Source organism: Xanthomonas sp. WHRI 10204 (genome assembly GCF_040202875.1).
In the GTDB taxonomy this organism is placed as follows: domain Bacteria; phylum Pseudomonadota; class Gammaproteobacteria; order Xanthomonadales; family Xanthomonadaceae; genus Xanthomonas.
The window spans coordinates 1-26761 of sequence record NZ_JBEGDW010000004.1 but is presented as its reverse complement, the minus strand read 5'-3'; the positions used below and the strand labels follow the sequence as shown (position 1 = coordinate 26761).

The window sequence follows — 26761 nt, the reverse complement described above, 5'->3', positions numbered from 1 at the left end:
CAAGCCTTGCATCGTGCTCGCCGACAGGGGAGCACGATGCGACAGCAGGATAAGCGCGGCGAACAAACCAATTGGGTTCGCCGTCAGGCGGGCACGGCGTGTCCTCGTTGCGGCATGTGCCACTCGCACACGCTGGTTTTGAGCGCACCGTGCACATCGCCTGACGATTGCTCGCTATGTGTCGTTAGCCGCTCCACATCGCCGGCGTGATGCAACTGGGTGGCAGGCAGTGCGTTGAACGCAAGGCTGCCATCGGCCCGTGTCGGCCGCAGCGGCCAACCACATCGCTGCCGCATGGCGATGCGCCTCTCGCCAAGCCGCGCAAGTGCAGCAACACGCATGGCGATGCGCCTCTCGCCAAGCCGCGCAAGTGCAGCAACACGCATGGCGATGCGCCTCTCGCCAAGCCGTGCAAGTGCAGCGACACGCCGTGACGTCAGCGCAACGTTGCCAACCGCACCGATCGCGCGCTACCACGCGGTTGTGTCTGTGTCCGTTGGTCGCAGCGATCGCCTGCCGTTGAGTGCGGTGTCTGTCACCTGACTGCCGCGATGCACTTGCATGCCCATGCTTGCCTCCGGTGCGTGAGGCAGCATCTCTTGTGTTGTCACCTTCGGTCCTGCCTACCCGCAGCGCCGCCGGCTACGCACACCTTGCGCAACCTACGCATGGGTGTGTGTCATGCGGCACAATCGGTCCTCCCTGATTGCTGATCGCCCACATGCGCTATCCCGCCCTGGACCTGTTGCGTGGTATCGCCATCGTCTGGGTGATGCTGTTCCACGCATTTGTGGTCGGTGGCTTGGGGCCGGACTGGGCGTGGCTGTCGCGCTATGGCTGGATGGGGGTGGACCTGTTCTTCGTGCTCAGCGGGTTCCTGATCGGTAGCCAGGTGCTGACACCCTTGGCGCGCGGGCAGCGGCTGGACTTCAAGGATTTTTATCTGCGGCGCGCGTTTCGTATCCTGCCGGCGTTTGCGGTGGTGTTGCTGGTGTACATCGCGTGGCCCGGTGTGCGCGAAGCGCCCGGGCTGGCGCCATGGTGGATGTTCGCCACCTTCACCTTGAATCTATTCGTCGATTACGGCCAGCAGGCGGCGTTTTCGCATGCCTGGTCGTTGTGCGTGGAAGAGCATTTCTATCTGGTGTTTCCGCTGCTGGCCACGCTGTTGTTGCGGCGTCCGTCGGCTGGGCGGTTCATCGCGTTATGCGTGGCCGTGGTGGTGGCCGGCATCGCGTTGCGTACCAGCGTGTGGCTGCACAACACGGCGCTGGATCAGGTGGGCGGCGGTCAGCAGCGCAATTGGTTTGTCGAAGATCTCTACTACCCCACCTGGAACCGTCTCGACGGCCTGCTGGCCGGCGTGGTGCTCGCGGTGCTCAAGGTATTTCGTCCGCAGGTCTGGCAACGCTTGCAGCAGCGCGGCAACACGTGGTTGCTTGCCGGCGTTGTGGTCATGGCGCTGGCACTGTGGTTGTTCCGCGAGCGCACCGGCCTGATCGGCAATGCGCTGGGCTGGCCGGTGCTCTCGTTCGGGCTGGCATTGCTGGTGCTGGCAGGCACTGCCAATAGCGCGTTTGGCCGGTTGCGGGTGCCCGGCGCGGCATGGCTGGCGGCGATTTCCTACAGCCTGTATCTGACCCACAAGGCGATGTTCCATGTGACCCAGACCTGGTTCGGCGCGGCATTGGAGGGCCGTGGCGTGCTGGCATTTGCGGTGTATGGCGCGGTGGCGCTGCTGGCGGGCGCGTTGCTGCACTACAGCGTGGAGCGCCCCTTCCTGCGGCTGCGTGGCGTGTTGCTACGCAGCCGTGCGGGATCGCGCGGCATGGCCGAGTCGGCGTAGCGCGGTTTGCGGAATCGTTGAACAGCATCGTTGAACAGAGAAGCCGCGCAGTGCGCGGCTGTCGAGGATCGCTTGTGTCTGCAGTAGACCAGCAGCGCGCGCTTGGGGGGCGCTCACCACGCGCGACGCGGGCTGGATCCTTCGCTGCCACACCGCGGATGTGGCAGCGCATCTTCACTGCGCGTCCTCTCAGGCGCAGCGTCGCTTCCTCACTGCGCGTCGCGCGCCACCTGAAATCCTGCGAACGATTGCGTCACCGGCATGATTTCCAGCCGGTTGATATTCAAGTGCGCCGGCAAGCTGGCGACGTAGAAGATCTGCTCGGCGATGTCCTCGGCCGTCATTGGGGTGGCGCCGCGGTACAGCGTGTCCGAGGCGGCCTGGTTGCCGCCGGTGCGCACCAGGGTGAACTCGGTTTCGGCCATGCCCGGTTCGATCGAGGTGACGCGTACGCCGGTGCCGTGCAGGTCCGCGCGTAAGCCCAACGAAAACTGCTGCACAAACGCCTTGGTGCCGCCGTAGACGTTGCCGCCGGTGTACGGGTAGGTCGCCGCGACCGAGGCGATGTTGATGATGGCGCCACGACGCGCGATCAGCGCCGGCAGCAGGCGGTGAGTGAGGGTGACCAGCGCGGTGACATTGGTGTCGATCATCTGCTGCCACTGCGCAAGATCCGCCTGCTGCGCGGGCGCGGTGCCCAGTGCCAGGCCGGCGTTGTTGACCAGCACGTCGATATCGGCGAATGCAGACGGCAGCGCGTCGATGGCGGACGACAAGGCCTGTGCATCGCGCATGTCGAACGCGGCGGTGTGCACCTGGCCGGCGGGCAGTTCGGCCGCCAGTGCGTCCAGGCGGTCGGCACGCCGGCCGGTGGCGATGACCTTCCAGCCGGCGGCGGCAAAGCGACGCACCGCGGCGCTGCCGAATCCGGAGGTGGCACCAGTGATCAGGACGGTCTTGGACATGGGAACTCCAGGGGATGGGGGATGCTTAAAGCGGCTAGAAAATAGCGAGCGCTGGCCAGGTGGATGTGGGCGGCGCGCTTGGAACCAAAGTGTACGAGTTGTCCATGCCACACCGGCAACCTGCCGCACCCGCCTGGCGGTGAGCGCAGTGGTTGTGTCAGCCGCGCTTAGGGCACAGGAACCGGGCGTGCGGCTGCGGCATGGCGTGCGCGCAGCATGTCTGCGGTGAGCGGTTCGCGGGCGACCACATGCCCTCGGCGCAGCCGCAGCGACACATAGCCGGCGGGCGCGTCGGACGTGGCGTTCTCCGCAGCCGGTAGCGCGGCGATCAGTTCGCCATCCACCCACACCGCCGGTACCGGCGCGCGCTGGCCGGGAAACAGCACCGACAGCGGCAGCTCCGGCGGCGCCTCGGCGCAAGCACCGAGCACCACGCGATCGAGCACCAGCTGCTCTGCGTCCACGCGCCAGAACGCCTGATAGCCACGCCAGTTGGCGCTGCAGCCGCCCAGCGAACTGCCCGCCTGTGCGACGAAGCGCTTCCAGGTAGCGGGGTCGTCCAGCTGCCCGGACAGGGGCTCTGCCAGCAGCAGTGCCTGCTGGCCATCGATCTGGATGTGGTCGGGAATCTGCTCGGTGGCCTGCGCCGTGCCGATCAGTGCAAGCAGTCCGAACAACGCGCTGGCGATGCGGCGCATCACTGCGGTTACTGCGCCTTGATCGCGATGGCAGGCAATCCGCTGCCAGTGAGCTTCTGCTTGGCTTCGGCCAATTCGCTTGCGGTGCCGTAGGGCCCCATGCGCACACGGTAGACCGTCTTGCCGCTGATGTCGGCCGATTCCACACGCGCGGCCAGGCCCATCATCGCCAGCTTGGCCTTGGTCGACTCGGCGTCACCGGAAGCACCGAACGAGCCGGCCTGCAGGATGTAACGGGTGTTGTCGGTGGCGGCCGGTGCTGTTGGCGTCGTTGCTGCCGTGGCCGCAGGCTTCGGTGCCGCAGCGGCCGGCGTGGTGAGTGCCGCGGTGCTGGCCGGTGCTGGCGTTGCCGCTGGACGTGTCTGGGCGGCTTCCGGCAACGGCTTGGGCGCGCTGGCGGTCGTTTCTTTCAAGGGCATCGGCACGCTGGCTGCGGGTACGGCCGACGCGACGCTGGCTGCTGCACCCGGCGCCGGCGCGATGGGCTTGCCTTCCAGCGCAGCACGCGCACGTGCGGCTTCTTCGGCGCGCGCACTGGCAGCCAGCTCGGCGTCGGACATCTGCACTTCCTTGCCGGGCAGCAAGGTGTAGAAGTCGTACTGGGTCTGCGCATCGCCCGGCTTGGGCTGCGGCTTGGGCGCTTGCGTGCTGGGCTTGGGCAACTCGGCCGGCGTATCGGTGTCTGCATCGGCCACCGGTTCGGGCTGTGCATCCGGATTGGCGCGGGGACCCACACGCAGGAAGCCGTCGCCGTCCTTCTTGAACAGGTTGGGTGCGGCCAGGAAGATCACTGCCGCAATCGCGGCGCCCGCCACCAACCACACCCAACCGGGGGTGCCATTGCTGGTGTTGCGTCGTGCCTGGCTCTTACCGCGTCGTGCTGCCATCTACCACTTCTCCGAATCGTGTCGTTGCGGGCGGTGCGCCCGGCTTGGTGCGGCGATCGCTGCCGCTGCGTCTGCCGCGTGCGGTGCAACGGATGCGCGGGCGATGGTGGATACCGCTGCTCACTGCTCAGGCAGGCGTGCGCCTCACGCCTGCCTGGCGACTTTCCAGTGGCTTACATCTTTTCCGGGGCGCTGACACCGAGCAATTCCAGGCCGTTGGCAAGCACCTGCTGGGTGGCGACGGCGAGGGTGAGTTTTGCGTCGCGCTCTGCGGCATCGTCCACCAGCAGTTTGGTGTTGTGATACCACGTGTGGAAGGCATGCGCCAATTCACGCAGGTACTGCGCGATCTGGTACGGCTCCAGTGCCTGGCCGGCGATTTCCACCACTTCCGGATAGCGCGACAGCTCCAGCATCACGTTGAGCGAATGCTCGTCGTCCAGCCGGGCGAGCTGTGCAAACCCATTGGCCTGCTCGTACTTGAAGCCTTTCTCTTGCGCCTGGCGCAGCACGCTGCACACCCGTGCGTGTGCGTACTGCACATAGAACACCGGGTTGTCGTTGCTCTGCGCGCGCGCCAGATCGATATCGAAGGTGAGCTGCGAATCGGGCTTGCGCGCGATCAGGAACCAACGCACCGCATCGGCACTGGTTTCTTCGATCAGGTCGCGCAGGGTGACGTAGCTGCCGGCACGCTTGGAGAGCTTCACTTCTTCGCCGCCGCGCATCACCGTGACCATCTGGTGCAGCACGTATTCCGGCCAGCCCTGCGGGATGCCCAGCTCCATCGCCTGCAGGCCGGCGCGCACGCGCGTCAGCGAGCCGTGGTGGTCGGCGCCCAGCTCGGTGATCGCGCGCTCATAGCCGCGCTGCCACTTGGTCAGGTGATAGGCCACGTCCGGCACGAAATACGTATAGGTGCCATCGGACTTGCGCATCACGCGGTCCTTGTCGTCGCCGAAGTCGGTGGACTTCAACCACAGCGCGCCGCCTTCCTCGTAGGTATGGCCGGAGGCGATCAGTTTCCGCACCGCTTCTTCGACCTTGCCGTCCTTGTACAGCGAGCTTTCCAGGAAATAGATATCGAAGTCGACACGGAACGCGGCCAGGTCGTGGTTCTGCTCGTTGCGCAGATAGGCCACCGCAAAGCGACGGATCGATTCAAGATCGGCCGGGTCCTTGGTGCCGCTGACCAGATGACCTTCCAGGTCGACGCTGTCGCCGGCCAGATAGGCAGTGGCCACATCGGCGATGTAGTCGCCGCGGTAGCCGTTTTCCGGCCAGCCGGCGCTGTCGGGGGTGAGCCCCTGCGCGCGTGCCTGCACCGACAGCGCCAGATTCTCGATCTGCACGCCGGCATCGTTGTAGTAAAACTCGCGCTTGACGTTCCAGCCGTTGGCATCGAGCACGCGCGCCAGGCTGTCGCCGATCGCCGCGGCGCGGCCATGGCCGACATGCAGCGGGCCGGTCGGATTGGCCGAGACGTATTCCACGCCCACCGAGCGGCCGTTGCCGGCCAGCCCGCGACCGTAGTCGTGGCCCTGCTTGATCACATGCGCCACTTCACGCTGATACGCGGTGGGCGCCAGATGGAAATTGATGAAGCCGGGGCCTGCGATCTCGACCTTGGCGACGTCTTCGCTGGCCGGCAAGGCGGCGACCAGCGCCTGCGCCAGGGCGCGCGGGTTGCTGCGCGCGGCCTTGGCCAGCAGCATCGCGGCATTGGTGGCGAAGTCGCCGTGCTCGCGTGTCTTGGGCCGCTCGACCACAAAATCCGGCGGCAGGGTGTCGGCGGGCAAGGTGCCGTTGGCGCGCAAGGCTTCGATGCCTTGGCCGATCAGTGCGCGGAGTAGGGCTTTCACGTGGGATCTGCTTGGAACCAAACCAGCGATTTTACCCGACCGCGCGGCACACGGTCCGGCCGATGGTTCAGGTCGGCGCGGCGGTCTCATTCCAGCCAGCCGCGCTCGGCTAGCGAGACCGGGCGGCCATCGCCGATCACGAAGTGGTCGAGCAGGCGGATGTCCACCAGCTCCAGGCCCTGCAGCAGACGCTGGGTGACCGCGCGATCGGCCTCGGACGGCTCCGGATTGCCGGACGGATGGTTGTGCCCGACGATCACCGCCGCAGCGTTGTGCAGCAGCGCCCGCCGCACCACTTCGCGCGGATGGATGTCTGCGCCGTCGATGGTGCCGGTGAACAGCTCCTCGAAGGCGATCGCGCGATGGCGGTTGTCCAGAAACAGCACCGCGAACACTTCGTAGGCCCGCGCGCGCAGCCGCTGCGAGAAATAGCGGCCCACGCTGGGCGGGTCGCTCAGGGCCTCGCCACGCTCCAGTTCGCTCATCAGGTGACGATGCGCCAGTTCCATGGCGGCCCTGAGCTTGCACGCCGAGGCCGGCCCCAGCCCAGGCAGGCGCGCCAGGGCCTTGGCCGGGCGATCCAGCAACAGGCGCAGCGGGCCGTGGCGGTGCAGCAGATCGCGCGCGGTCTGGACCGCATCCTGGCCGCGCAGCCCGGAGCCGACAAAGATCGCCAGCAGCTCCGCATCGGAGAGGGCAGGAGCCCCGCGCGCCAGAAGTTTCTCGCGCGGGCGTTCGTTGGTGGGCCAGTCGTGTATGTGCATATGGCGAGATTGCCGGTGCTCATCGCCGACGCCCATCAGGCCAAGCAGGGGCATCGGCTAATCTAGTTGTCCTTGTAACCGTAGGACGACCCCGACGTGATCGGCTCCACTCAGGCCCGCCCCCTGGACGGACAGCGTTTGCTGCTGTGCGTCGGCGGAGGCATTGCCGCTTACAAATCGCTCGAACTGGTCCGTCGCCTGCGCGACGCCGGCGCACAGGTGCAGGTCGCCATGACCAGCGGCGCGCAACAATTCGTGACCCCGCTGAGCTTCCAGGCGCTGTCCGGGCAACCGACCCGCACCACGCTATGGGACAGCGCCGCCGAGCAGGCGATGGGGCATATCGAACTGGCCCGCTGGGCCGACCGGGTGATCGTGGCGCCGGCCACCGCCGATCTGCTCGCGCGCCTGGCGCACGGGCTGGCCGACGACCTGGTCACCACGCTGTGCCTGGCCACGACCGCGCCGCTGACCGTGGCCCCGGCGATGAACCACCGCATGTGGCTGCACCCGGCGACCCAGGCCAACATCGCGACCCTGCGCGCGCGTGGCGTGGCGGTGGTCGGCCCCGACGACGGCCCGCTGGCCGAAGGCGAGTCCGGTCCCGGCCGCCTGGCCGAGCCGGCGGCGATCATTGCCGCGCTGGCCGCCACTGCCACTGCACCTGCCGCCGATGCATCGCCAGGCACTGCCGCGCCCGCCTTCGTGCCCAGCAGCGCCGAACTGGACGGCCTGCGCATCGTCATCAGCGCCGGCCCGACCTTCGAAGACCTGGACCCGGTGCGCTACGTCGGCAACCGCAGCAGCGGCAAGATGGGCTACGCGCTGGCCGCCGCCGCTGCGCGCCAGGGCGCCGAGGTGGTGCTGGTCAGCGGGCCGGTGCACCAGGTCACGCCGGTCGGCGTGCAGCGCATCGACGTGCGCTCGGCTGCGCAGATGCGCGATGCGGTACTGGGTGCGTTCCCGGCCGACATCTACATCGGCGCCGCTGCGGTCGCCGACTACACGCCCAAGCGCGTGGTTGCGCAGAAGATCAAGAAGACCGGCGAAACGCTGACCCTGGAACTGGTGCGCACCCCGGACATCCTGTCGGAGGTTGCCGCGCAGACCGGCGCGCTCAAGCTGGTGGTCGGGTTTGCGGCCGAAACGCACGACGTTGAGCACTACGCGCGTGGCAAGCTGGCAGCCAAGCGGCTGGATCTGATCATCGCCAATCAGGTGGGGATCGTCGGCGGCGGCTTCGAAAGCGACAACAATGCCGCCACCGCCTATTGGCAGGGCGGCGAGCGCGCGTTTCCCACTAGCAGCAAGACCGAACTGGCCGACCAACTGCTGGCCCTGATCGCGGAGAGATTGCAGGCATGAGCCACCCGACCCACTCCTTGCAGGTGAAGTTGCTCGACCCGCGCTTCGGCGATGTCTGGCCGCTGCCGGCCTACGCCACCGAAGCCAGCGCCGGCATGGACCTGCGCGCCGCGCTGGAAGCGCCGATGACGCTGGAACCGGGCGATGCGGCGTTGATTCCCAGCGGTATCGCGATCCATTTGGCCGACCCGCAGGTGTGCGCGGTGATCCTGCCGCGCTCCGGGCTGGGCCACCGCCACGGCATCGTGCTGGGTAACGGCACCGGGCTCATCGATGCAGACTACCAGGGCCCGCTGCTGATCAGCACCTGGAATCGCGGCCGCGAGGCCTTCACCATCGAGCCGGGCGACCGGATTGCGCAATTGGTGATCCTTCCGATCGTGCGCGTAGGCTTGCAAGTGGTGGATACTTTCGTGGACAGCGCGCGGGGAGCGGGTGGATTCGGCCACACCGGCGTGCGCTGACGGGGGAGTCTCATGAGCAAGGCGAACGAGCGCAGGCAGGGGATGTCGAGCGTGCGTACGAGTGGTCCGGTGTTGGGAGGCATGTTGTTGCTGCTGGCCGCCTGGTTCGGTTGGAGCAGCTACGCGCAATGGCGTGAGGATGCGGCCGCCCAGAACCTGGCACAGGCACGCGACCGCGCCGTGCAGGACGTCGGCAAGGCGATGGCGGCGCAGGCCACCCAGCTCGATGCCGTGCTCAAGCAGCCGCCGGTGGCCAGTGCGTTGGCCAATGGGGACGCACTGGCGGCCGCCTCGGCGATTCGCGAGCGCTTCAAGGGCGCCGAGGACGTGCAGGTGCTGCCTGGCGATCTGGCGGCGGCCTATGCCAACCCCAAGGATTTCGGCTATGCGCGGCTGAGTCTGCTCGAATCGGCGTTGGTGGCCGCCCGTGCGCAGGTGCATGTGGTGCGCGATGCCAAGCAGGTGCGTCTGGGTGTAGCCGCCGCGGTGCGTCTGGGTGCACAGCCCGCGGTGGCCTATGCGCGGCTGCCGGTGCTGCGCCTGACCGGCCCGCTGGATGCGATCGCGGTGCCCGGCAGCGCCTACCTGGCGTTGCGCCAGGGCAGCTACAACGTGGCCCAGCAGGGCGACGTGAGCTTGGCCGATGCGGCCGAAACACTGGCAAAACCGCTCGGCTCCAGCGGCCTGCGTGTGGCTGCTGCAGTCCCGCAAAGCGATAGCGGGCCACTGGGCCTGGGCGCGCTTGGCTGCGCCATCGTCGCCGCGTTGCTGGTCATCGTCGCGGTGTTGCTGGTGCTGGCCAGCCGTGGTCGGGTGGCGCTGCCGCGTCGCCGCGTTGCCGGCGAGTCGGCCACCGACGAACCGACCTTCAGTCAAAGCCTGCAACACGACGCTAGCCTTGCCAGCGACGTGCGCGTGCTGGACGAGGCGCCTGCGCCTGCGCCGCCGCCGCTGGTACCGGCGGTGCAGATCGCCAGCGAGATGTTCCGCGCCTACGACATCCGCGGCGTGGTCGGTAAAGACCTCAATCCCGGCGTTGCCGCGTTGATCGGCCAATCCATCGGCAGCGTGATGCAGGCGCAGGGGCTGCGCGATGTGGTGGTGGGGCGCGACGGGCGTCTGTCCGGACCGGAGCTGACCAATGGCCTGATCGAAGGTCTGCGGCGTGCCGGCTGCAACGTGACCGACATCGGCCTGGCACCCACGCCGGTGGTGTATTTCGGCGCCTATGAACTGCGCGCCGGCAGCTGCGTGGCGGTCACTGGCAGCCACAATCCGCCCGACTACAACGGCTTCAAGATCGTGATCGGCGGCGAGACGCTGTCTGGCGCCGCGATCGCCGAGCTGCATCAGCGCATCAACGAAGGCCGCCTGCATACCGCAGCCACGCCGGGTGAGCTGGAACAGCGCGACATCAGCGATGCCTACATCCAGCGCATCGCCGACGACGTGCAGCTGGACCGCCCGATCAAGGTGGTGGTGGATGCCGGCAACGGCGCGGCCGGCGAGATTGCGCCGCGTCTGCTGGAAGCCATCGGTGCCGAGGTCGTGCCGCTGTATTGCGATATCGACGGCACTTTCCCCAATCATCATCCCGACCCGAGCGAGCCGCACAACCTCGACGATCTGGTGAAGATGGTGCAGCGCTTCGATGCGGACATCGGCGTGGCCTTCGATGGCGATGCCGACCGTCTGGGTGTGGTCACCAAGGAAGGCAAGGTGGTCTTCCCCGACCGCCTGCTGATGCTGTTCTCCGCCGACGTGCTGCAGCGCAACCCCGGCGCCCTGGTCATCTACGACGTGAAGTGCACCGGCAAGCTGTCGGACTACGTGCTGCGCAACGGCGGCAGCCCGCTGATGTGGAAGACCGGGCATTCGCTGATCAAATCCAAGATGCGCGAAACCGATGCCGAACTGGCCGGTGAGATGAGCGGGCATTTCTTCTTCAAGGAACGCTGGTACGGCTTCGACGACGGCATCTATGCCGCTGCGCGCTTGCTGGAAATCCTGGCCCAGCGCGAGGAAACCCCCTCCGAGGTGCTGGATGCCTTGCCGGAAAGCGTGTCCACACCGGAGATCAAGGTGCCGGTGGAAGGCGATGCGCATGCGCTGGTGGCGCGCTTTGTCGAGAGAGCGCAAGCCGGGGAAGAGTCGCCGTTCGAATCGGCGCGTTTGTCGACGATCGACGGCCTGCGTGCGGATTTTGTCGATGGCTGGGGCCTGGTGCGTGCGTCCAACACCACGCCGATTCTGGTGCTGCGTTTTGAAGCCGACACCGACGCTGCATTGGAGCGCATCCGAGCGCTGTTCCGCAGCCAATTGCAGGCATTGCTGCCCGAGCAACCGCTGGGGTTCTGAGCCGCGCACGCTGAGGTAAGTGCGCCCACCGCGTGGGCCGCGCTCACGGCCAGCTGGGTTGCCTGATGCGCGGCAGAACAGCCGCGCATCGACTCGGCGCTTGCCGACGGATGTCGAGCGAGCATGCACGGTCACGTTCTTGTGCCGCCCACGCTTGCCAGACGCGCGGCGGCGGCGTCCGGTGCAGGTTGCCGTGCCGCAGCCCGCGCATCGGGCAACAGCCACACCGCGTCCCAGTACGGGTACGCGCCGATCCGCTCGGCCAGGCCGGCACGTAACGGCAGGGCGACCAGGCTGCGGGCGAATTGCCGACAATCGACCTGCAACGCCAGCGCGCTCGCCTCCATCTCCGGTTGCCAGACCGTGCCGCCGCGCCCGCGCACACGATTGACCGCTTCGCCGGCGGCCTGCCGTGCAGCAGTCGCTGCGTGCAGCACGGTGGTTTTATCTGGCGCCTGCAGCAAGGCGCACCACATCTCTGGCAGCAACACCCAACACAGCACCTGCGCACCAAGCCAGCTGCGTGGCATCGCCAGGATGGCGGCCGCTGCACGCGCGCAGCGCCAGTCCGCAAACAACGGCACGTGCTGATGCGTGTGCAGACGCACGTGCCAATGCGGTGTGGCAGGGGTGGACACGGCAAACGGGCGATGGAGCAGGGCGCTGGGCATGACCACAGCGTGCCCACGGCCTCAGCGCAGCGACATCGGCCGCCGGCGCGGTCTCAGGTCAGTCAATCGCGTATCGCCATGTCCGGACAAACGCATCGATTGTCGGCGCCGCTGCGGTCACAGCCGGTCGCACAGAACCAACAGCATCACTTGCAACGACAACAACATCCACTCAACACGCTAGCCGCTAGCCAAATCCCAAATCCCAAATCCCAAATCCCAAATCCCAGCCCTCAATGCTCCGCCCGATCCCGCTTCCAGCCGCGATGCTTCACATCCAGATACAGGCTGTAGAACGCGGTAAACGCCGGGAACATGTTCTGTAGCACGCCCACCGAATCCTGCTTGGCCGAGAACACGAAGTAGCTCAGCGTCATCAGGCTGCCGACCACGCTCATGTACCAGAACATCCGCGGAATCACCGGCTTGCCGGCACGCTTGGAGGCGACGAACTGCACCAGCCAGCGCCCGCCGAACATCAGCGCGCCCACATAGCCGATCAACTTCCAGCCGGTGACGTGGATGCCGGTCCAGTACAGCCAGGTCAGCTGCTGGTCGAGAAAGGTCGGTTCCATCAACGCTCCTCCGCCACGGTGCGCTTGCTGCGGGTGATCAGCCACGCCACGCCGCGCAGATCGCGGATGCCGACCAGCGCGCGATTGAGATTGTTGTACTTGGACACGCCGGCGGTGCGATGGCGGTGGTTGACCGGCACGCTCACCGTGCGCCAACCGGCGCGCTGCATCAGTGCCGGCAGGTAGCGGTGCATGTGGTCGAAGTAGGGCAGGTCCAGAAACGCCTCGCGCTCGAACAATTTGATGCCGCAGCCGGTGTCGGGCGTGTTGTCCTGCAGCATGCGCGAGCGGATCGCATTCGCCCACTTGCTGGCCCAGCGCTTGGACCCGGAATCCTGCCGGTTGACCCGCCAGCCGGCGAACAATTTGACCTGCGGCTCGGCCTGGCTACGCGCGATCAACAGCTTGGGGATGTCGGCCGGGTCGTTCTGGCCGTCGCCATCGAGCGTGGCGATCCAGCTGGCGCGCGCGGCCTTGACCCCGCTGCGCACTGCGGTGCTCTGCCCGCTCTGGGTGACGTGGTGCAGCACCCGCAGTTCCGGTGTGGTGGTCTTCAGGCCTTGCAGCACCGCCAGGGTGTCGTCGCGCGAATGGTCGTCGACGTAGACGATCTCGAAGGCCACCAGGCCGCGCAAGGCGACGACGATTTCGCCGATCAGGGCTGCGACGTTATCGCGCTCATTGAACACCGGGACGACGACGGAAAGCTGAGGTTGGCTCATGGATTCGTGGTGGCCCGATGATGGCTGAGCAAAAAAGATCGCGCATTGTGCCCTGACCGTCTGAGCCAGGCATGAAGCTAAGGCGCGTTATGTGCAGTGGAGCGCGCGCAAAACGGCCTGTAGCGTTCGGCGCAAGCGATCAACGCGGCTATCGAACGGCGCAAGCCTGCGCCAGTCGGCGGGCCCCCAGGACTCACCACATCGTAGTGTACGAACACACGCAGGACGCGTGCTGCCTGAGTGCCACGCGGCTGCGATGGGCTCAGGCACGCTCGCCGAAGTAGCTGCGGCACCACTCCACCACCTGCGGCAAGCCGCGCTCCACCGGGGTGGCCGGATCGAAGCCGAACGCGGCCTGCGCGCGCTGCGTGTCGGCCATGGTGCGGATCATGTCGCCTGGTTGCATCGGCTTGTAGACCTTTTCGGCCGGGCGGCCCGCGGCCTGGGCGATCACGTCGATGAAATACTCCAGTTCCACCGGGGTGTGGTTGCCCAGGTTGAACACCCGGTGCGGGATCGCCTCGCCGCTGGGGGTGTCCAGCGCGCCCAGCACGCCGGCCACGATATCGGCCACGAAGGTGAAGTCGCGCTGCATCTTGCCGTGGTTGAACACCTCGATCGGGCGTCCGGCCAGCACCGCGCGGCTGAAGATCAGCGGCGCCATGTCCGGCCGGCCCCACGGGCCATACACGGTGAAAAAGCGCAGCCCGGTGGCGCGCAAGCCGTACAGCTGCGCATAGGTGTAGCCCATCAATTCGTTGGCCGCCTTGGTGGCCGCGTACAACGAACGCGGCTGGTCCACGCGCTGGTCTTCGGAAAACGGCGGGGTGGCCGAATCGCCGTAGACCGAGCTGCTGGACGCATACACCAGGTGCTGCACACCGCGGTGCCGGCATAGCTCGAGCATGTTGACGAAGCCGACCAGGTTGCTGTCGACATAGGCAGCCGGGTTTTCCAGCGAGTACCTCACCCCGGCTTGCGCGGCCAGATGCACCACGCGGGTGGGCTGGATCTCGTCGAACAGCGCCGCCAGGCCCTCGCGGTCGGTCAGGTCCAGCGTGCGGATGTCGATCTGCGGGCACAACGCCGCCACCCGGTCGCGCTTGAGCTGCGGGTCGTAGTAGCTGTTGTAGTTGTCCAGGCCCACCACGTTCTCGCCACGCGCAGCCAGTGCGCGGCAGGTGTAGGCGCCGATGAAACCGGCGGCGCCGGTGACGAGGATGGTCATGGCAGTGGTCCTGAAAACATCAAAGGGAGGCGAGGAAGCAGCGCTCAGAACAGCCCGAAAAAGCGCTTCTTCGCTACATTGCGGCGGCGCAGGTCGATGTTGTCCTGAATCTTGCTGGCATCGAAGCGGTCCAGCAGTGCATCGCTGCCCCGGCTCAGCTTCAAGGCCATTTCTTCCGGATACAACGGCACCGCCGTCATGAAGGCGATGGTTTTGTCGGCATCGATGCGCAGATGGGCGAACTCTGGCGGCGCGCTCAGCGGCGGCAGCACGATCGCGCCGTCAAAGGAGACGCCCGGCGCATACGGCTCGGCCGGGTTGCCATTGGGAACGGTATGGCCAAACCCCAACCAGGTGTCGAACTTGTGCGGCAGCCGCGCCAGGTTCTTGAGCAGGCGGATCGGCCAGTAATGGCGCTCGTCGTCGAAGTCGCGCTGGTCCATCGGCCAGTCGGCCGGCAGGCTCAGCATCAGCTCCATGTAGCGCGGCGCCTCCACTCCGTCGGGCAGCGTCATCGGCAGATCGCTCATGCCCGAGGTCACCAGGCGCAGGGACGATGAGTGCGCATTGGGCGGCACGATGTGCACGTCCAGATGCACGGTGTCGGAGAGGATTTCATGAAATACGTTCGCAATCGGCCCGAGGTGCTGCTCGATATGCGCGCTGATCTGCTCGATGCTTTCTTCGCCGCGTGCCGGCTCGAAGTCCTTGGCCTGCGCGTGATGCAGGATCGGGCTGCCGGACGGGTTGATCGTCGCGTCGGCGTGGCTCATGGGCGGTGTTTGCCGTCGCTGCTGCTGCCGGTTCCGGTATTGGCGACACGGCGCGCCGGCAGCGGTGCAGTGGCTGGCGCCTCTGCGCGCTCGGCTGCCAACGTTGCCTTGCGCTCGGCGCTGAAGTCCCACCAATTGCGTGCCGGCTCGCCCTGCATGAAGCGCACCAGCGACAGGAACACATCGATCACGCACGGGTCATGGGTGACGCCGGTGCGCAGGCAGAGCTGGGCGTACATGTCGTAGGCATCGCGGCCGTGCAGCTGCGCCGGCATGCGGATGCCGATCCGCTGCAGATCCTTTTCGCAGGCCGGCCCGACGTTGGGCAAGTCGGTCAGGCGCAGCAGATGCGCGCGGTCCACTTTGGCGGGATGCATCGCTAATTCTCCTGCGCTGGCTGCATCACCCCTTGCGGGTGCGCAAGCGTTCCAGCACGCCTTCCAGGGTATCCAGGTCGGTGTAATGGATCACCAGCTTGCCCTTGCCGCCGCGGCCGTGATTGAACACCACCTTGGTGCCCAGCGATTCGGACAGCTCGGTCTGCAGCGACGCGATATCGGCCTGCGGCGCAGCGGTGACTGGCTTGCCCTTGCGCAGCGAGCCCGGCACCTTGCCGGCGGCGAACTGCTGCGCGCGGTGTTCGACCTCGCGCACCGACCAACCCTGGTCGGCCGCTTCCTGCGCCAGCTTGCTGGCCAGTTCCGGCGCCAGGGTGAGCAGCGCACGCGCATGGCCCATTTCCAGACGGCGGGTTTCCAGCAGCACCCGGATCGCCACCGGCAATTCCAGCAGCCGCAGCAGGTTGGACACCGACGCACGCGAGCGGCCCACCGCTTCGGCGGCCTCGGCATGGGTCAGCGAAAATTCGTCGATCAACCGCTGCAGCGCCTGCGCTTCTTCCAGCGGGTTGAGGTCTTCGCGCTGGATGTTCTCGATCAGCGCCATCGCGATGACGGTGCGGTCGTCCAGCTCGCGCACCACCACCGGCACTTCGCTCAGCCCGGCCAGCTGCGAGGCGCGCCAGCGGCGTTCGCCGGCCACGATCTCGAACTGCGCCGGCCCCAACGCGCGCGCCACGATCGGCTGGATCACGCCCTGCGCCTTGATCGACTCCGCCAGCTCGGCCAGCTTGACCTCGTCCATCTCACGGCGCGGCTGGTACTTGCCCGGCTGCAGTTGTCCCACCGGCAACTGGCGCAGGGTGTCGCCCGGCTGCAGCGCGTCTTTGCTGGTTGCGCCAGGTGCCGCTGCCGCTGCTGCGCCCTTCGGTCCCAACAGCGCTTCCAGGCCACGGCCCAGACCGCGCTTCTTTGCCAGGGGCGGCTTGCTCATCAGACGGTCTCCACGGGCCGGACGGCCTTGTTGCGGTCGTTCTGGCGGCGCACGATTTCGCCGGCCAGCCCCAGGTACGCCACGCCACCGCGCGAGGTGCGGTCGTAACCGAGGATGCTTTGACCATGGCTGGGCGCCTCGGCCAGGCGCACGTTGCGCGGCACGATGGTGCGGAACACCTTGTCGCCAAAATGCTCGGTCAGCTCGGCCGACACCGCATTGGCCAGGTTGTTGCGGATATCGAACATCGTGCGCAGCACGCCTTCGATTTCCAGCGCCGGGTTGAGGTTGGCACGCAGCGCTTCGATGGTTTCCAGCAGCGCGGTCAACCCTTCCAGTGCGTAGTACTCGCACTGCATCGGCACGATGATCGAGTCGGCCGCGGTCAGCGCATTGAGCGTCAGCAGCGACAGCGCCGGCGGGCAGTCGATCAGGATGAAGTCATACTCGTCGCGGATCGGTGCCAGTGCGCGCTTGAGCCGCTGCTCGCGCTCGCCCTGATCCATCAGCTGGATCTCGGCGGCGGTCAGATCGATGTTGCCCGGCAGCAGGTCGAAGCCTTCCGGCGCGGTCACCCGGATCTCGGCAGCGGTGTTCTCGCCCAGTAGCAGATCGCAGGTGGAGGCGGCCACATCGCGCTTGTCGATGCCGCTGCCCATGGTGGCGTTGCCCTGCGAGTCCAGATCCACCAGCAACACACGCTTGGGCGCGCGCGCCAGGCCGGCCGCCAGATTGACTGCCGTCGTGGTCTTGCCGACGCCGCCTTTCTGGTTGGCAATGGCGATGATCCGGGCCATGCGGGAGAGCCTCGTGGGCAAGGAGTAAGACCGGCCATTATGCGGGCAGGGCGTCGGATCGGGAAATGCCGCCCGCAGCGGCGCAGCGGGCGAGCGGGAATGCCGCCTGTGCGGTTCAGCCGGTGGGCGCGGTGGCGCCGGGCGGTTCCTTCATGGCGCGGTAGCGCTGAAGGATGTCGGCAATTTCGCCGTCCAGCGCGGTGCGCTGCTGCTCGAAGCTGGTCTGCAGCCGCAACTGCGCCATCAGTTCGCGATGGCGTTGCTGGATGTCGCCGGCCAGCTTGTCGGCCACTGCCTGGCCGGCCAGCTCGCGGTCGCCGGCGGCACGCAACATGCTGACCAGGCCCTCGCGCAGGCTGGTGACATTGAAGCGTGCGGTGTGGATGTTGTTGTCCACGATGGCGATGCGCTCGTTGAACACCCGGCGCAGGTCGTCCTCGCTCTGATACGACATCAGCATGGCCTGGTCGGTGCGCTGGCGCATCTGCTCGGCGGCCAGGTCAGCCTGGCGTTGTTGCTCATTGGCCGCAGCGGCAGCGCGCTCGTCGCTGCTCATCGCCCGCTGTACCTCAGCGCTGCGCATGCCGCTTTTGACATTGAACTCGTCGCGCGCCTGATTCACCGCCTCCGGTGGCAGCGTATCGCTGCACACCCGCGCGCCGTTCTGGTTCCAGCAGTACAACTTCTTGGCGGCCGGCTTGTCCTGCGCAGCAACCGGCACGGCCATGACAGCCACGGTCACGGCAGCGAGTAACGCCAAACGTCTGTGTTTCGGCATCATCGCAGCCCCCTGTCGCCTGCCGTCAGCCTGTGGTGTCGGTTCCGTAGCGGCCACGATAGGCCAGCAGCGGTTCCCGGTAGCCGACAAGGTCGGCGTTTCCTGCCGCAAAAGCAAGCAGATCGGCCAGGTTGGCCACCGCGATCACCGGGATGCCGGCCTCGGCCGCCACCGCTTGCGCCGCCGAACGGCGGTCCTGCTCGGAGGCGATCTCCTGCCGGTCCAGCGCCACCACGATGCCGGACGGCGTACCGCCAGCGGCGCGAATGATGCCCAGCGCCTCGCGGATCGCGGTGCCGGCGGTGATCACGTCATCGACAATCAGCACCTTGCGCCCGGCCAGCGGCGCGCCGATCAGGGTGCCGCCCTCGCCATGATCCTTGGCTTCCTTGCGGTTGAACGCCAGCGGCAGATCGCGCCCGCGCCCGGCATAGGCACAGGCCAGCGCGGTGGCCAGCGGGATGCCCTTGTAGGCGGGGCCGAACAGCAGGTCGAACTCCACCCCGGCCGCATCGATCGCATCGGCATAGCACTGCGCCAGCTGCGCGGTCTTGACCCCGGAATCGAAGCGCCCGGCGTTGAAGAAGTACGGGCTGAGCCGCCCGGACTTGAGCGTGAACTCGCCAAAGCGCAGGGCATCGGCGCCCAGGGCCAGCTGCAGGAAACGGGTGCGGTGGTCGGTCATTGGACGGGAATGGGGAATAGGGAATGGAGAATCGTAAAGCCTACCCCAGCCGCACAAGGAAGGCTGCCGGTGCGCGATGCGTTTACCATTCCCTATTCCCGACTCCCCATTCCCGGCCCCCAATGCGCATCATCAGTTTCAACGCCAACGGCCTGCGCTCGGCCGCCAGCAAAGGTTTCTTCGAGTGGTTCGCCACCCAGGACGCGGACGTGCTGTGCATCCAGGAAACCAAGGCGCAGGAGCATCAGCTGACCGGGCCGGAATTCCTGCCCGCTGGCTACAAGGCCTGGTTTCGCGATGCCAGCACCAAGAAGGGCTACAGCGGCGTGGCGATCTACGCTAAGCGCGCGCCCGACGAAGTGCGCACCGCGCTGGGCTGGCCGGAGTTCGACGAAGAAGGCCGCTATATCGAAGCGCGCTTCGGCAATCTGAGTGTCGTGTCCTTCTATATCCCGTCCGGGTCTTCCGGCGAGCTGCGCCAGGGCTACAAGTTCCAGGTGATGGAATGGCTGCGGCCGATCCTGGACGAGTGGCTGGCCAGTGGTCGCCAGTACGTGCTGTGCGGCGACTGGAACATCGTGCGCTCGGCGCTGGACATCAAGAACTGGAAGTCCAACCAGAAAAATTCCGGCTGCCTGCCGCCCGAGCGCGATTGGCTCAATGGCCTGTGCGCCGACGCGGCAAGCGAAGCCAGCGCCGCCGACGGCCGTGGCTGGGTCGACAGCTACCGCGTCCTGCATCCGCAGGGCGAGGACTACACCTGGTGGAGCAATCGCGGCGCGGCGCGCGCCAACAATGTCGGTTGGCGCATCGACTACCAGCTGGTCACCCCCGGCCTGCGCGACGCACTGCAGGCCTGCGCGATCTATCGTGAGCAGCGCTTTTCCGATCACGCGCCGTATATCGTGGATTACGCGCAGTGAGTGAGCGCGTGCAGCCGGCCGGCGCTGCGACCGGTAAGGATGGACGGACGATTGGTTCAGTGCCTGCAACCAACAGAGACATGGCTGCGATGAGGACCAGCATGTGGATAGCACGTCGCTGCTGGGGTCCGGTCTGTGCAGGTATTGCGCATCCCCTCTGGACCGGCCTGCTCGCCTCCGGGAGCTCGGCCTGCGCGCCGGCCGCTGACAATCCACCGGCCGTATCGCTCGCCAACCGCTTCCACCGGCTGCACGCATGACCAAGCCCGCGCCAAAATACAAAGGGCTGCGCGGCATCCGGCAGGCATTCGCCACCCCATCGGCGGCGACCATGGCGCTGCTGGGTTTCGGCAGCGGGCTGCCATTCCTGCTGATCGCCTCGCAGACGCTGTCGACCCGGCTGCGCGATGTCGGCCTGGACCTGGGCAGCATCGGCCTGATCAGCCTGGCCAGCTTCTTCTATCTGCTCAAATTCCTGTGGGCGCCGCTGATCGACCGCTACGCGTTTCCGCTGACCGCCTTCCTGGGCCGTCGCCGGTCCTGGCTGCTGGTCGCGCAGATCGGCGTGACCATCGGCCTGGTCGCACTGGCGTTTTCGCGGCCGGACCTGAGCGTCACCGGGCTGGTGAGCTGGGTGCTGTTCGCCTCGTTCTGGGGCGCCACCCAGGATTCGGTTGTGGATGCCTATCGCATCGAGATCGCCCCGGAGACCGCACAGGCTGCGTTGGCCGCGACCTACACGCTGGGGTATCGCGTCGGCTTGATCCTGGGCGGCGCGGGTGCGCTGTACATGGCCGAATACCTCGACTGGACCTGGGCCTACCTGGGCATGTCGGCGTTGATGGTGCTGCCGATCATCACCACCCTGGTATGCCGTGAGCCGGACCGCCCCGAAGCCACGGTGGTACGCCGCGTCGACGTTGCGGGTGCGTTCTGGCAGCCCATCGCCAGCTTCTTTTCCAGCAATGGCCTGGCGCTGGGGATTGTGCTGCTGCTATTCGTCGGCCTGTACAAGTTCCCTGACCAGGTGATCGGCGTGATGGCCGGCCCGTTCTATCTGGACTCCGGCTATACCAAGGCCGACATTGCCACCGTCTCCAAGCTGTTCGGTGTCTGGATCGGCATTGCCGGTGCCTTCGCCGGTGGTGCCGCAGTGGCGGCGTTCGGCTTTCGCCGCATGTTGCTGGTGGCCGCGCTGGGAGTGGCGCTGTCCAATCTGGCCTTCCTGCTGATGGCGCACAACCCGGGCAAGCTGTGGGCGTTCTACGCCGCGCTCAGTGCCGACAACCTGTTCCAGGGCTTTGCTGCCACCGTGCTGGTGGCCTTCATGTCGTCGCTGACCGATCGCAACTTCACTGCCACCCAGTACGCACTGCTGGTGTCGCTGGCCAATCTGCCGGGCAAGTTCGCCGGCGGCGTGTCCGGATTCCTGGTCCAGGCCACCTCATACAGCACCTTCTTCATCCTCAGCGCGCTCACCGTGATTCCCACCCTGGCGCTGCTGGCCTGGCTATGGCCGCGCTTGCTGGCACACGACCGGCGGCAGGATTGAAACGTCCGCCAAGGTTGCCGATGATGCCGGCGGGGCAATCCATCGCACGAGGAAGGGCATGACCGATCTGGTGTTGCGTGATATCGATCCGGTGCTGGTAGACCGCATCCGCCGCATTTCCGTCGCACGCGGCTGGACCCAGCACCAGACCGTCATGCATCTGCTCGAACAAGGCCTGTTCGCCAGCGAGTTCGAAGTCACCGGTGGCCTGCAGCACCCGGAAGTCGATGCCCTGGCCGAAGCCATCGCTGCGCTCAAGGCACTGCCGGCCGGCAACACGCCTTAAGAACGGCTGACAGAACCGGCGCGAACAGTCGTCGGGTGGGTGCCGAACGCCTGCTCAGAATCGCAGTTGCGAGTGGTAAGCCAGGCTTGCTAGCACTGCACGCGCCCGCCTGGGGGTTCGCGCAGTTGTCTTGTTAGCCGCTCTCCGCGGTCACTCTCTACCTGCGCGCCTTGCAAGGTGTTCGTCGTAGAGCTTCAGCTCAATCGATGCATCCAGTTGCGCAGGCCAAGCCAGTCGTTATGTATGCAGCGGCTATGGATTACTGAACATGCATCACTCGCTAAGCGCTACGGCTCGATAGTGGCCGGCAAGCTTGCGTGTTTTTCAGAACCACCGCGCTGCGCTGGCCTTGGCAACCTGGCGCGTGGCGTCAGCGCGGGCCCCTGGCTTAGGGCGTCAGCGTTGGTCGTGTGGCGATTCACGCCGGATAGATCGCCCCCAGCAGTCGCGGCCCCGCAGCCCCGGTGACCGAAGGCAGATTTGCCGGGCGCCCGGCCAGCAACTCGGCCGCCAGCCATGCAAATCCCATCGCCTCGAGATAATCCGGGTCCAGCCCGTGTCGCGCGCTGGATTCCACCACCACACCCGGCAGCCGCGCCGCCAGCCGTGCCATCAGCACCGGATTGCGCACGCCGCCGCCGCACACCAGCACGCGGCGGGTCTGCGGCTGCAGGCGCAGCAAGGCATCGGCCACGGTAGAGGCAGTGAGCTCGAGCAAGGTCGCCTGCACATCGGCGGCCTGCAGCGTCGCGCTGCCCATCGCCTGCTGTACCCAGGCCAGATGGAAATGTTCGCGCCCAGTGCTCTTGGGCGGCGCCAGCGCAAACCACGGGTCGGCCAGCAACGCCTGCAGCAACGACGCATCCACACTGCCACTGGCAGCAAACGCACCCTCGGCGTCGAACGCCGTGCCGCGATGGTGCAGGCACCAGCTATCCAGCAACGCATTGGCCGGGCCGGTGTCGAAGCCCAGCACCGTGCCGTCGCGCGGAATCAAGGTCAGGTTGCCGATCCCGCCCAGATTGAGCACGGCGCGGTCTTCATCGCCAGCCCCCAGCATCGCCAGATGAAACGCCGGCATCAGCGGCGCGCCCTGGCCCCCGGCGGCCACATCGCGGCGGCGGAAGTCTGCCGCCGTGGTGATCCCGGTGTGCTCGGCAATCCGGCTCGCATCGCCGATCTGCCAGGTAAAGGCCGGGTCGCCGGTCGGCCGATGGCGAATGGTCTGCCCATGCGAGCCGATTGCGCGGATGTGCTGTCGCGCGATGCCACAGGTGTCGATCAATTGATTGGCCGCGTCCGCGAAGGCCAGGCCTACCTGCGCATCCAGCTGGCCCAGCGCATCGATGGCGATGGTCTCGGCGCCCTGGCCCAGCGCCACCAACGTCTCGCGCAGCTGCGGTGCCCACGGCACTGTCATGCCTGCCACCAGTTCGCAACGGCAGTGGCGGTCATCGGCAAACCGCACCAGCGCAGCATCGATGCCATCGGCGCTGGTGCCCGACATCAGGCCCAGATACAGCGGGGAGTTTTCGTGTTCCAGAACAGTCATGCCAGAGCCAATTGCGCAGCGGTCACCCAGCTTGTGCAGCTCAGGGAGGTCAGTCAACTGGCCTGGCGATGGGCTGGCCCGGAAGGGCGGTGACCCTTACAAGCGAAGGCCACCAGTCGCCGGGAATTCACGCGTCCATCTAAGAGCGGCGAACAAAGCGTCGCGAGCAATCGTCAGGTGGGGATGGACGACGCGGAAAAACCGGAGTGTACGAGGGTGAGCTGCTGCACCTAGCACCGTCCGCGCCCGTCTGTTGGCTGCAACGTAGCTTTGTCAGCTGCTGTCAATGCGCCGCTAACGTCTTCACCGCTTCTGCTGATTGCAACAGTTTGCTGACGTGCTGGTCGGCGCGGACACGCGTGCCGACCATGGACACTGCCAAGAGCGCCCCGCAGATCTCAAGCGAACTCGCGCAACTGCAGTCGCTCGGCACGGCGGTGCGCGGACCAGTGCGATCCGCACCGATTAATGCCCGCCGCGTTCCTCAGCCGCGCGACTTGCTCTTGGCGGGTTTGTTGGCATCGGCATAGATCATCTTTTCCATGCCTTCGATGCGCGCCATGGCCGGTGCGGTCTGTGCACGGAAGGCGGCCAGTTCGGCGCCCTGCAGCGGCTCCGGCGGCGGCATCGTCACCGACATCGGGTTGCGCTGCTGCCCGGCGACGCGGAATTCGTAATGCAGATGCGGGCCGGTGGCCAGGCCGGTCATGCCGACATAGCCAATCACCGTGCCCTGATTGATGCGCTGGCCGGCCTTGACCTTGCCGAAGCGCGACATGTGCCCGTACAGCGTGCTGTAGTTCTTGCCGTGATCCAGGATCACGACATTGCCGTAGCCGCGCTGGGTGCCGACGAACACCACCCGCGCATCGCCGGCCGCCATGATCGGCGTGCCCGACGCGGCCGCGTAATCCACACCTTTATGCATGCGCATCGTGCCCAGCACCGGATGCTTGCGCGCACCGAAGGTGGAGCTGATGCGGCTATACGCCACCGGCATGCGGATAAAGCTCTTCTTCAACGGCCGGCCGGTGATGTCGTAATACTCGGCCGGCTTGCCGGCGCGCTCGAAGCGGAATCCGGTGTAGGTCTTGCCGCCGGTGGTGAAGGTCGCCGCCAGGATGTCGCCGGTGTTGATCCGCTCGCCCTCGCGCCAGGTTTCATCCATCACCACGCTGAAACGGTCGCCCGGCTGCAGATCCTTGTCGAAGTCGATGTCGTACTTGAAGATCTCGTCGGTCATGATCGCCACCGCAGCTGGCGACAGCCCGGACTTGCCGGCCGAGGCGGACAGCGAACTGCTGATCTCACCGCTGGCCACCACGGTGCGCGTGGTCGTCGCGCGTTCGGTCACCTTTTCGCGCACGCTGTCGCCCAACAGGCGCAATTCCACCCGATGGCTGTCGTCGCGATCAAAGCGCAATGCTCGTAACTCACCCGGCGTCGGCAGATCGAACGCAATCTCGGTCCCCGGGCGCAGCTTGGTCAGCGCCTCCTTGGTACCCGGATGCGCCAGCACCTGATACATCACCGCGGTCGGGATTCCCAACTCACCGAACAACGTGCTCAGCGTCTGTCCCGACTTGACCTGCAGGATTTCCCACTCGGTGCTCGGCGCCAGCTGCTTGCGGCTAGGCACCAGCGGAGGCAATGGCAATGCCAGCGTGGAATGGCTGGAGAGCGGGGTGTCGATGGCATTGGAGAAACCCGGCACGATCGTCGCGACCATCGCGCCGATGGTCGCGAACAGGCTGGCGTGGATCCAGTGACGGCGGGTCCAACGGTCGTTGAATGCGGCCGGGAGGTGCTGCTTGAGCTTGCGATGCAGTGCAGTGTCGTGGAGGACGTGGAGGCGTTCTTGAAAGCGCCGCTTGCGTGCACGGCCCTGCTCTGAGTTCTGCATCGTTGGATTTCCTCGCTGGCTCGAAGTGCGAGCCCAATCGCCGGTACCATAGACAGCCTGTAACAGCGCGTCAAACCATTGAGCCTGTTCATTATTTTCACTTGGCGCGAAATTAACTCGCGTTTAACATCATTCACGTTGTTGACGGCAAACGCCGCTGGAGTCTGTGGTTGGCCACTATCGAAGAATCCCTCGCACTCATCGGCCGTGGCGCCGACGAGATTCTCAAGCTCGATCAGCTTGAAGCCCGCCTGACGTCGGGCGTCCCTCTGCGGGTGAAGGCCGGCTTCGACCCCACAGCGCCGGATCTGCACCTGGGCCACACCGTGTTGCTCAACAAGATGCGGCAATTTCAGGAGCTGGGGCATCAGGTCATTTTTTTGATCGGCGACTTCACCGGCATGATCGGCGACCCGAGCGGCAAGAACGTCACCCGTAAGCCGCTCAGTCGCGACGATGTGCTGGCCAATGCCCGCACCTATGAAGAGCAGGTCTTCAAGATCCTGGACCGCGAGCGCACCGAAGTACGCTTTAACTCGGAGTGGTTCGGCCAGATGAGCGCCGCCGACATGATCAAGCTGTCCGCCCAGCACACCGTGGCGCGCATGCTCGAACGCGACGATTTCGCCAAGCGCTTCGCCGGCCAGCAGCCGATCGCCATCCATGAGTTCCTCTATCCATTGGTGCAAGGCTACGACTCGGTGGCGTTGAAGGCCGACGTCGAACTGGGCGGCACCGATCAGAAGTTCAACCTGTTGATGGGCCGTGGTCTGCAGGAGCATTACGGCCAGGCGCCGCAGGTCGTGCTGACCATGCCGTTGCTCGAAGGGCTGGACGGCGTCGCCAAGATGTCCAAGTCGTTGGGCAACTACATCGGTATCAATGAGCCGGCGATCGATATCGTCACCAAGACCATGAAGATCGGCGACGAGCTGACCTGGCGCTGGATCGATCTGTTGTCCTTCGACATCGGCGTGGCCGAGGCGGCACGCCTGAAAGAGCAGGTCGCTTCCGGTGAATTGCACCCGCGCGATGTCAAATTGCGTCTGGCCCGCGAACTGACGACGCGTTTCCACGATGCAGCGATAGCCGAGCAGGCCATCGCGGGCTGGCACGCCGTAGTGACGGGGCAGGGCGACACCAGTCTGCTGCCGCTGCAGGATGTCGTGGTCCCGGCGGAAGGACTGCGGATCGCCAGCCTGCTGACGGCTGCCGGGCTTACGCCGAGCAACTCAGAGGCCAATCGCAAGCTCAAGGAGCGCGCGGTCAAGATCGACGGCGAGGTGATCGAGGATGCCGGCCGCGTCTTCGGCCCAGGATTCGAAGCCGTCATCCAGGTGGGCAAGCGCAATTTCGCCAGGGTGTTGCTGGTCGCTGCGTGAGCCGGCGGCAGCGTTGCTGCACAGCCGCAACATTGGGTCGCTGTCGCACCACTCTATATAAGTGAGTCGCGACCCATGAGTTGCCCTTCAACGTGTCCTGCGAGACCAAACGAGTGCCAGCGCAAGCATTTGGCAATCCCGTGAAATTTTTTTCACAAAAGGCTTCCCAAAATTGTTTCGTAGGCATATAGTTCGCCTCCCCCGACGCAACGGACTCCGCAAACGCGGAACCAGAGCGAAAGGGTTCGAAAATCCCCTGAAATTAGGGTGTTGACGAAACGGAAAAGCCGGCTATGATGGGCGGCTCGCTACACGAAAAGACGCTACGGCGGGTTGAAGTGCAGCGGCGACAACTTCCTCTTCACGAGGGGTTGACGGAGATGAAAAGCCTGC

At 66.2% G+C, this 26761-nt stretch carries 24 protein-coding genes, 3 other RNA genes and 1 pseudogene; 9 read left to right on the top strand and 19 right to left on the bottom strand.

What is annotated here, in order from left to right:
* Window positions 1–114 precede the first annotated feature (114 nt).
* A non-coding RNA gene (locus tag ABQZ00_RS20290) (sX9 sRNA) lies at window positions 115–190 on the top strand.
* Window positions 191–721: 531 nt separating this feature from the next.
* The gene (locus tag ABQZ00_RS20285; RefSeq protein WP_323538887.1) at window positions 722–1846 is read left to right on the top strand and encodes an acyltransferase family protein; all 1125 of its coding nucleotides are present in this window, start codon (window positions 722–724) and stop codon (window positions 1844–1846) included.
* A gap of 209 nt (window positions 1847–2055) precedes the next feature.
* Here ABQZ00_RS20285 and ABQZ00_RS20280 read toward each other — a convergent pair whose 3' ends face one another.
* From ABQZ00_RS20280 to radC, 6 genes are all read right to left on the bottom strand, one after another.
* Window positions 2056–2811: an SDR family NAD(P)-dependent oxidoreductase gene (locus ABQZ00_RS20280; RefSeq protein ID WP_323538886.1), complete on the bottom strand. Its 756-nt coding sequence runs from the start codon at window positions 2809–2811 to the stop codon at window positions 2056–2058.
* A gap of 32 nt (window positions 2812–2843) precedes the next feature.
* A non-coding RNA gene (locus ABQZ00_RS20275) (sX9 sRNA) lies at window positions 2844–2917 on the bottom strand.
* Window positions 2918–2978: 61 nt separating this feature from the next.
* Window positions 2979–3512, bottom strand: coding sequence for a hypothetical protein (locus ABQZ00_RS20270; protein ID WP_323538885.1), 534 nt, complete (start codon window positions 3510–3512; stop codon window positions 2979–2981).
* 5 nt (window positions 3513–3517) lie between these two features.
* The gene (locus ABQZ00_RS20265) at window positions 3518–4396 is read right to left on the bottom strand and encodes an SPOR domain-containing protein (protein WP_323538884.1); all 879 of its coding nucleotides are present in this window, start codon (window positions 4394–4396) and stop codon (window positions 3518–3520) included.
* Window positions 4397–4569: 173 nt separating this feature from the next.
* The gene (gene argS / locus ABQZ00_RS20260) at window positions 4570–6258 is read right to left on the bottom strand and encodes an arginine--tRNA ligase (protein WP_115529354.1); all 1689 of its coding nucleotides are present in this window, start codon (window positions 6256–6258) and stop codon (window positions 4570–4572) included.
* Window positions 6259–6344: 86 nt separating this feature from the next.
* On the bottom strand, window positions 6345–7022 hold the full coding sequence (radC, locus tag ABQZ00_RS20255; RefSeq protein WP_055847382.1) for a RadC family protein: 678 nt from the start codon (window positions 7020–7022) through the stop codon (window positions 6345–6347).
* A 96-nt stretch (window positions 7023–7118) separates the two neighbouring features.
* Between radC and coaBC the strand changes: the two genes are divergently transcribed.
* From coaBC to ABQZ00_RS20240, 3 genes are read left to right on the top strand one after another with little or no spacing between them, the layout of a single operon-like run.
* Window positions 7119–8387 (top strand): bifunctional phosphopantothenoylcysteine decarboxylase/phosphopantothenate--cysteine ligase CoaBC, encoded by a 1269-nt coding sequence (gene coaBC / locus ABQZ00_RS20250; protein WP_115514127.1) that lies wholly within the window; start codon window positions 7119–7121, stop codon window positions 8385–8387.
* Window positions 8384–8851, top strand: coding sequence for a dUTP diphosphatase (gene dut / locus ABQZ00_RS20245; RefSeq protein WP_055847387.1), 468 nt, complete (start codon window positions 8384–8386; stop codon window positions 8849–8851). The genes coaBC and dut overlap by 4 nt, the downstream gene beginning before the upstream one ends.
* 12 nt (window positions 8852–8863) lie before the next feature.
* Complete coding sequence (locus ABQZ00_RS20240; protein WP_323538883.1) at window positions 8864–11209, top strand: phosphomannomutase/phosphoglucomutase; 2346 nt, start codon at window positions 8864–8866, stop codon at window positions 11207–11209.
* A 131-nt stretch (window positions 11210–11340) separates the two neighbouring features.
* On the opposite strand, the gene ABQZ00_RS20235 is transcribed toward ABQZ00_RS20240, so the two are convergent.
* The 10 genes and pseudogenes from ABQZ00_RS20235 to pyrE all read right to left on the bottom strand — a co-directional run bounded on the left by ABQZ00_RS20235 (window position 11341) and on the right by pyrE (window position 18770).
* On the bottom strand, window positions 11341–11880 hold the full coding sequence (locus ABQZ00_RS20235) for a hypothetical protein (protein ID WP_323538882.1): 540 nt from the start codon (window positions 11878–11880) through the stop codon (window positions 11341–11343).
* A gap of 233 nt (window positions 11881–12113) precedes the next feature.
* Complete coding sequence (locus tag ABQZ00_RS20230; RefSeq protein WP_055847392.1) at window positions 12114–12455, bottom strand: lipid-A-disaccharide synthase N-terminal domain-containing protein; 342 nt, start codon at window positions 12453–12455, stop codon at window positions 12114–12116.
* Window positions 12455–13177 (bottom strand): glycosyltransferase family 2 protein, encoded by a 723-nt coding sequence (locus ABQZ00_RS20225; RefSeq protein WP_115563215.1) that lies wholly within the window; start codon window positions 13175–13177, stop codon window positions 12455–12457. Before ABQZ00_RS20225 ends, ABQZ00_RS20230 begins: the two co-directional genes overlap by 1 nt.
* 262 nt (window positions 13178–13439) lie before the next feature.
* On the bottom strand, window positions 13440–14405 hold the full coding sequence (locus ABQZ00_RS20220) for an SDR family NAD(P)-dependent oxidoreductase (RefSeq protein ID WP_323538881.1): 966 nt from the start codon (window positions 14403–14405) through the stop codon (window positions 13440–13442).
* A gap of 44 nt (window positions 14406–14449) precedes the next feature.
* On the bottom strand, window positions 14450–15178 hold the full coding sequence (locus ABQZ00_RS20215) for a suppressor of fused domain protein (protein ID WP_323538880.1): 729 nt from the start codon (window positions 15176–15178) through the stop codon (window positions 14450–14452).
* An 89-nt stretch (window positions 15179–15267) separates the two neighbouring features.
* Window positions 15268–15555: pseudogene (locus tag ABQZ00_RS20210) on the bottom strand (helix-hairpin-helix domain-containing protein); the annotation flags it as partial.
* Window positions 15556–15580: 25 nt separating this feature from the next.
* Window positions 15581–16510: a ParB/RepB/Spo0J family partition protein gene (locus ABQZ00_RS20205; RefSeq protein WP_323538879.1), complete on the bottom strand. Its 930-nt coding sequence runs from the start codon at window positions 16508–16510 to the stop codon at window positions 15581–15583.
* Complete coding sequence (locus ABQZ00_RS20200; RefSeq protein WP_055847409.1) at window positions 16510–17307, bottom strand: ParA family protein; 798 nt, start codon at window positions 17305–17307, stop codon at window positions 16510–16512. Before ABQZ00_RS20200 ends, ABQZ00_RS20205 begins: the two co-directional genes overlap by 1 nt.
* Before the next feature lie 115 nt (window positions 17308–17422).
* On the bottom strand, window positions 17423–18088 hold the full coding sequence (locus ABQZ00_RS20195; RefSeq protein WP_082473440.1) for a hypothetical protein: 666 nt from the start codon (window positions 18086–18088) through the stop codon (window positions 17423–17425).
* A gap of 22 nt (window positions 18089–18110) precedes the next feature.
* Complete coding sequence (gene pyrE / locus ABQZ00_RS20190; RefSeq protein ID WP_055847413.1) at window positions 18111–18770, bottom strand: orotate phosphoribosyltransferase; 660 nt, start codon at window positions 18768–18770, stop codon at window positions 18111–18113.
* Window positions 18771–18892: 122 nt separating this feature from the next.
* Here pyrE and ABQZ00_RS20185 point away from each other — a divergent pair, with 122 nt between their 5' ends.
* The 3 genes from ABQZ00_RS20185 (at window position 18893) to ABQZ00_RS20175 (ending at window position 21531) form a co-directional block, all read left to right on the top strand.
* Window positions 18893–19693: an exodeoxyribonuclease III gene (locus ABQZ00_RS20185; protein ID WP_055847415.1), complete on the top strand. Its 801-nt coding sequence runs from the start codon at window positions 18893–18895 to the stop codon at window positions 19691–19693.
* Window positions 19694–19949: 256 nt separating this feature from the next.
* Window positions 19950–21245, top strand: a complete 1296-nt coding sequence (locus ABQZ00_RS20180; RefSeq protein WP_323538878.1) for an AmpG family muropeptide MFS transporter — start codon at window positions 19950–19952, stop codon at window positions 21243–21245.
* Between the two features lie 58 nt (window positions 21246–21303).
* On the top strand, window positions 21304–21531 hold the full coding sequence (locus ABQZ00_RS20175; protein ID WP_055847421.1) for a hypothetical protein: 228 nt from the start codon (window positions 21304–21306) through the stop codon (window positions 21529–21531).
* Window positions 21532–21949: 418 nt separating this feature from the next.
* On the opposite strand, the gene ABQZ00_RS20170 is transcribed toward ABQZ00_RS20175, so the two are convergent.
* The 3 genes from ABQZ00_RS20170 to ABQZ00_RS20160 all read right to left on the bottom strand — a co-directional run bounded on the left by ABQZ00_RS20170 (window position 21950) and on the right by ABQZ00_RS20160 (window position 24986).
* Entirely contained in the window at window positions 21950–23083 is a 1134-nt protein-coding gene (locus tag ABQZ00_RS20170; RefSeq protein ID WP_323538877.1) for an anhydro-N-acetylmuramic acid kinase, read from the bottom strand.
* A gap of 147 nt (window positions 23084–23230) precedes the next feature.
* Window positions 23231–23315: non-coding RNA, sX9 sRNA (locus ABQZ00_RS20165), on the bottom strand.
* Between the two features lie 252 nt (window positions 23316–23567).
* Window positions 23568–24986 (bottom strand): M23 family metallopeptidase, encoded by a 1419-nt coding sequence (locus ABQZ00_RS20160; protein ID WP_115554782.1) that lies wholly within the window; start codon window positions 24984–24986, stop codon window positions 23568–23570.
* Window positions 24987–25156: 170 nt separating this feature from the next.
* Between ABQZ00_RS20160 and tyrS the strand changes: the two genes are divergently transcribed.
* Window positions 25157–26368 carry a tyrosine--tRNA ligase gene (tyrS, locus tag ABQZ00_RS20155; RefSeq protein WP_323538876.1) on the top strand — a complete coding sequence of 404 codons (1212 nt, stop codon included), beginning with the start codon at window positions 25157–25159 and terminating at the stop codon, window positions 26366–26368.
* Window positions 26369–26761 lie beyond the last annotated feature (393 nt).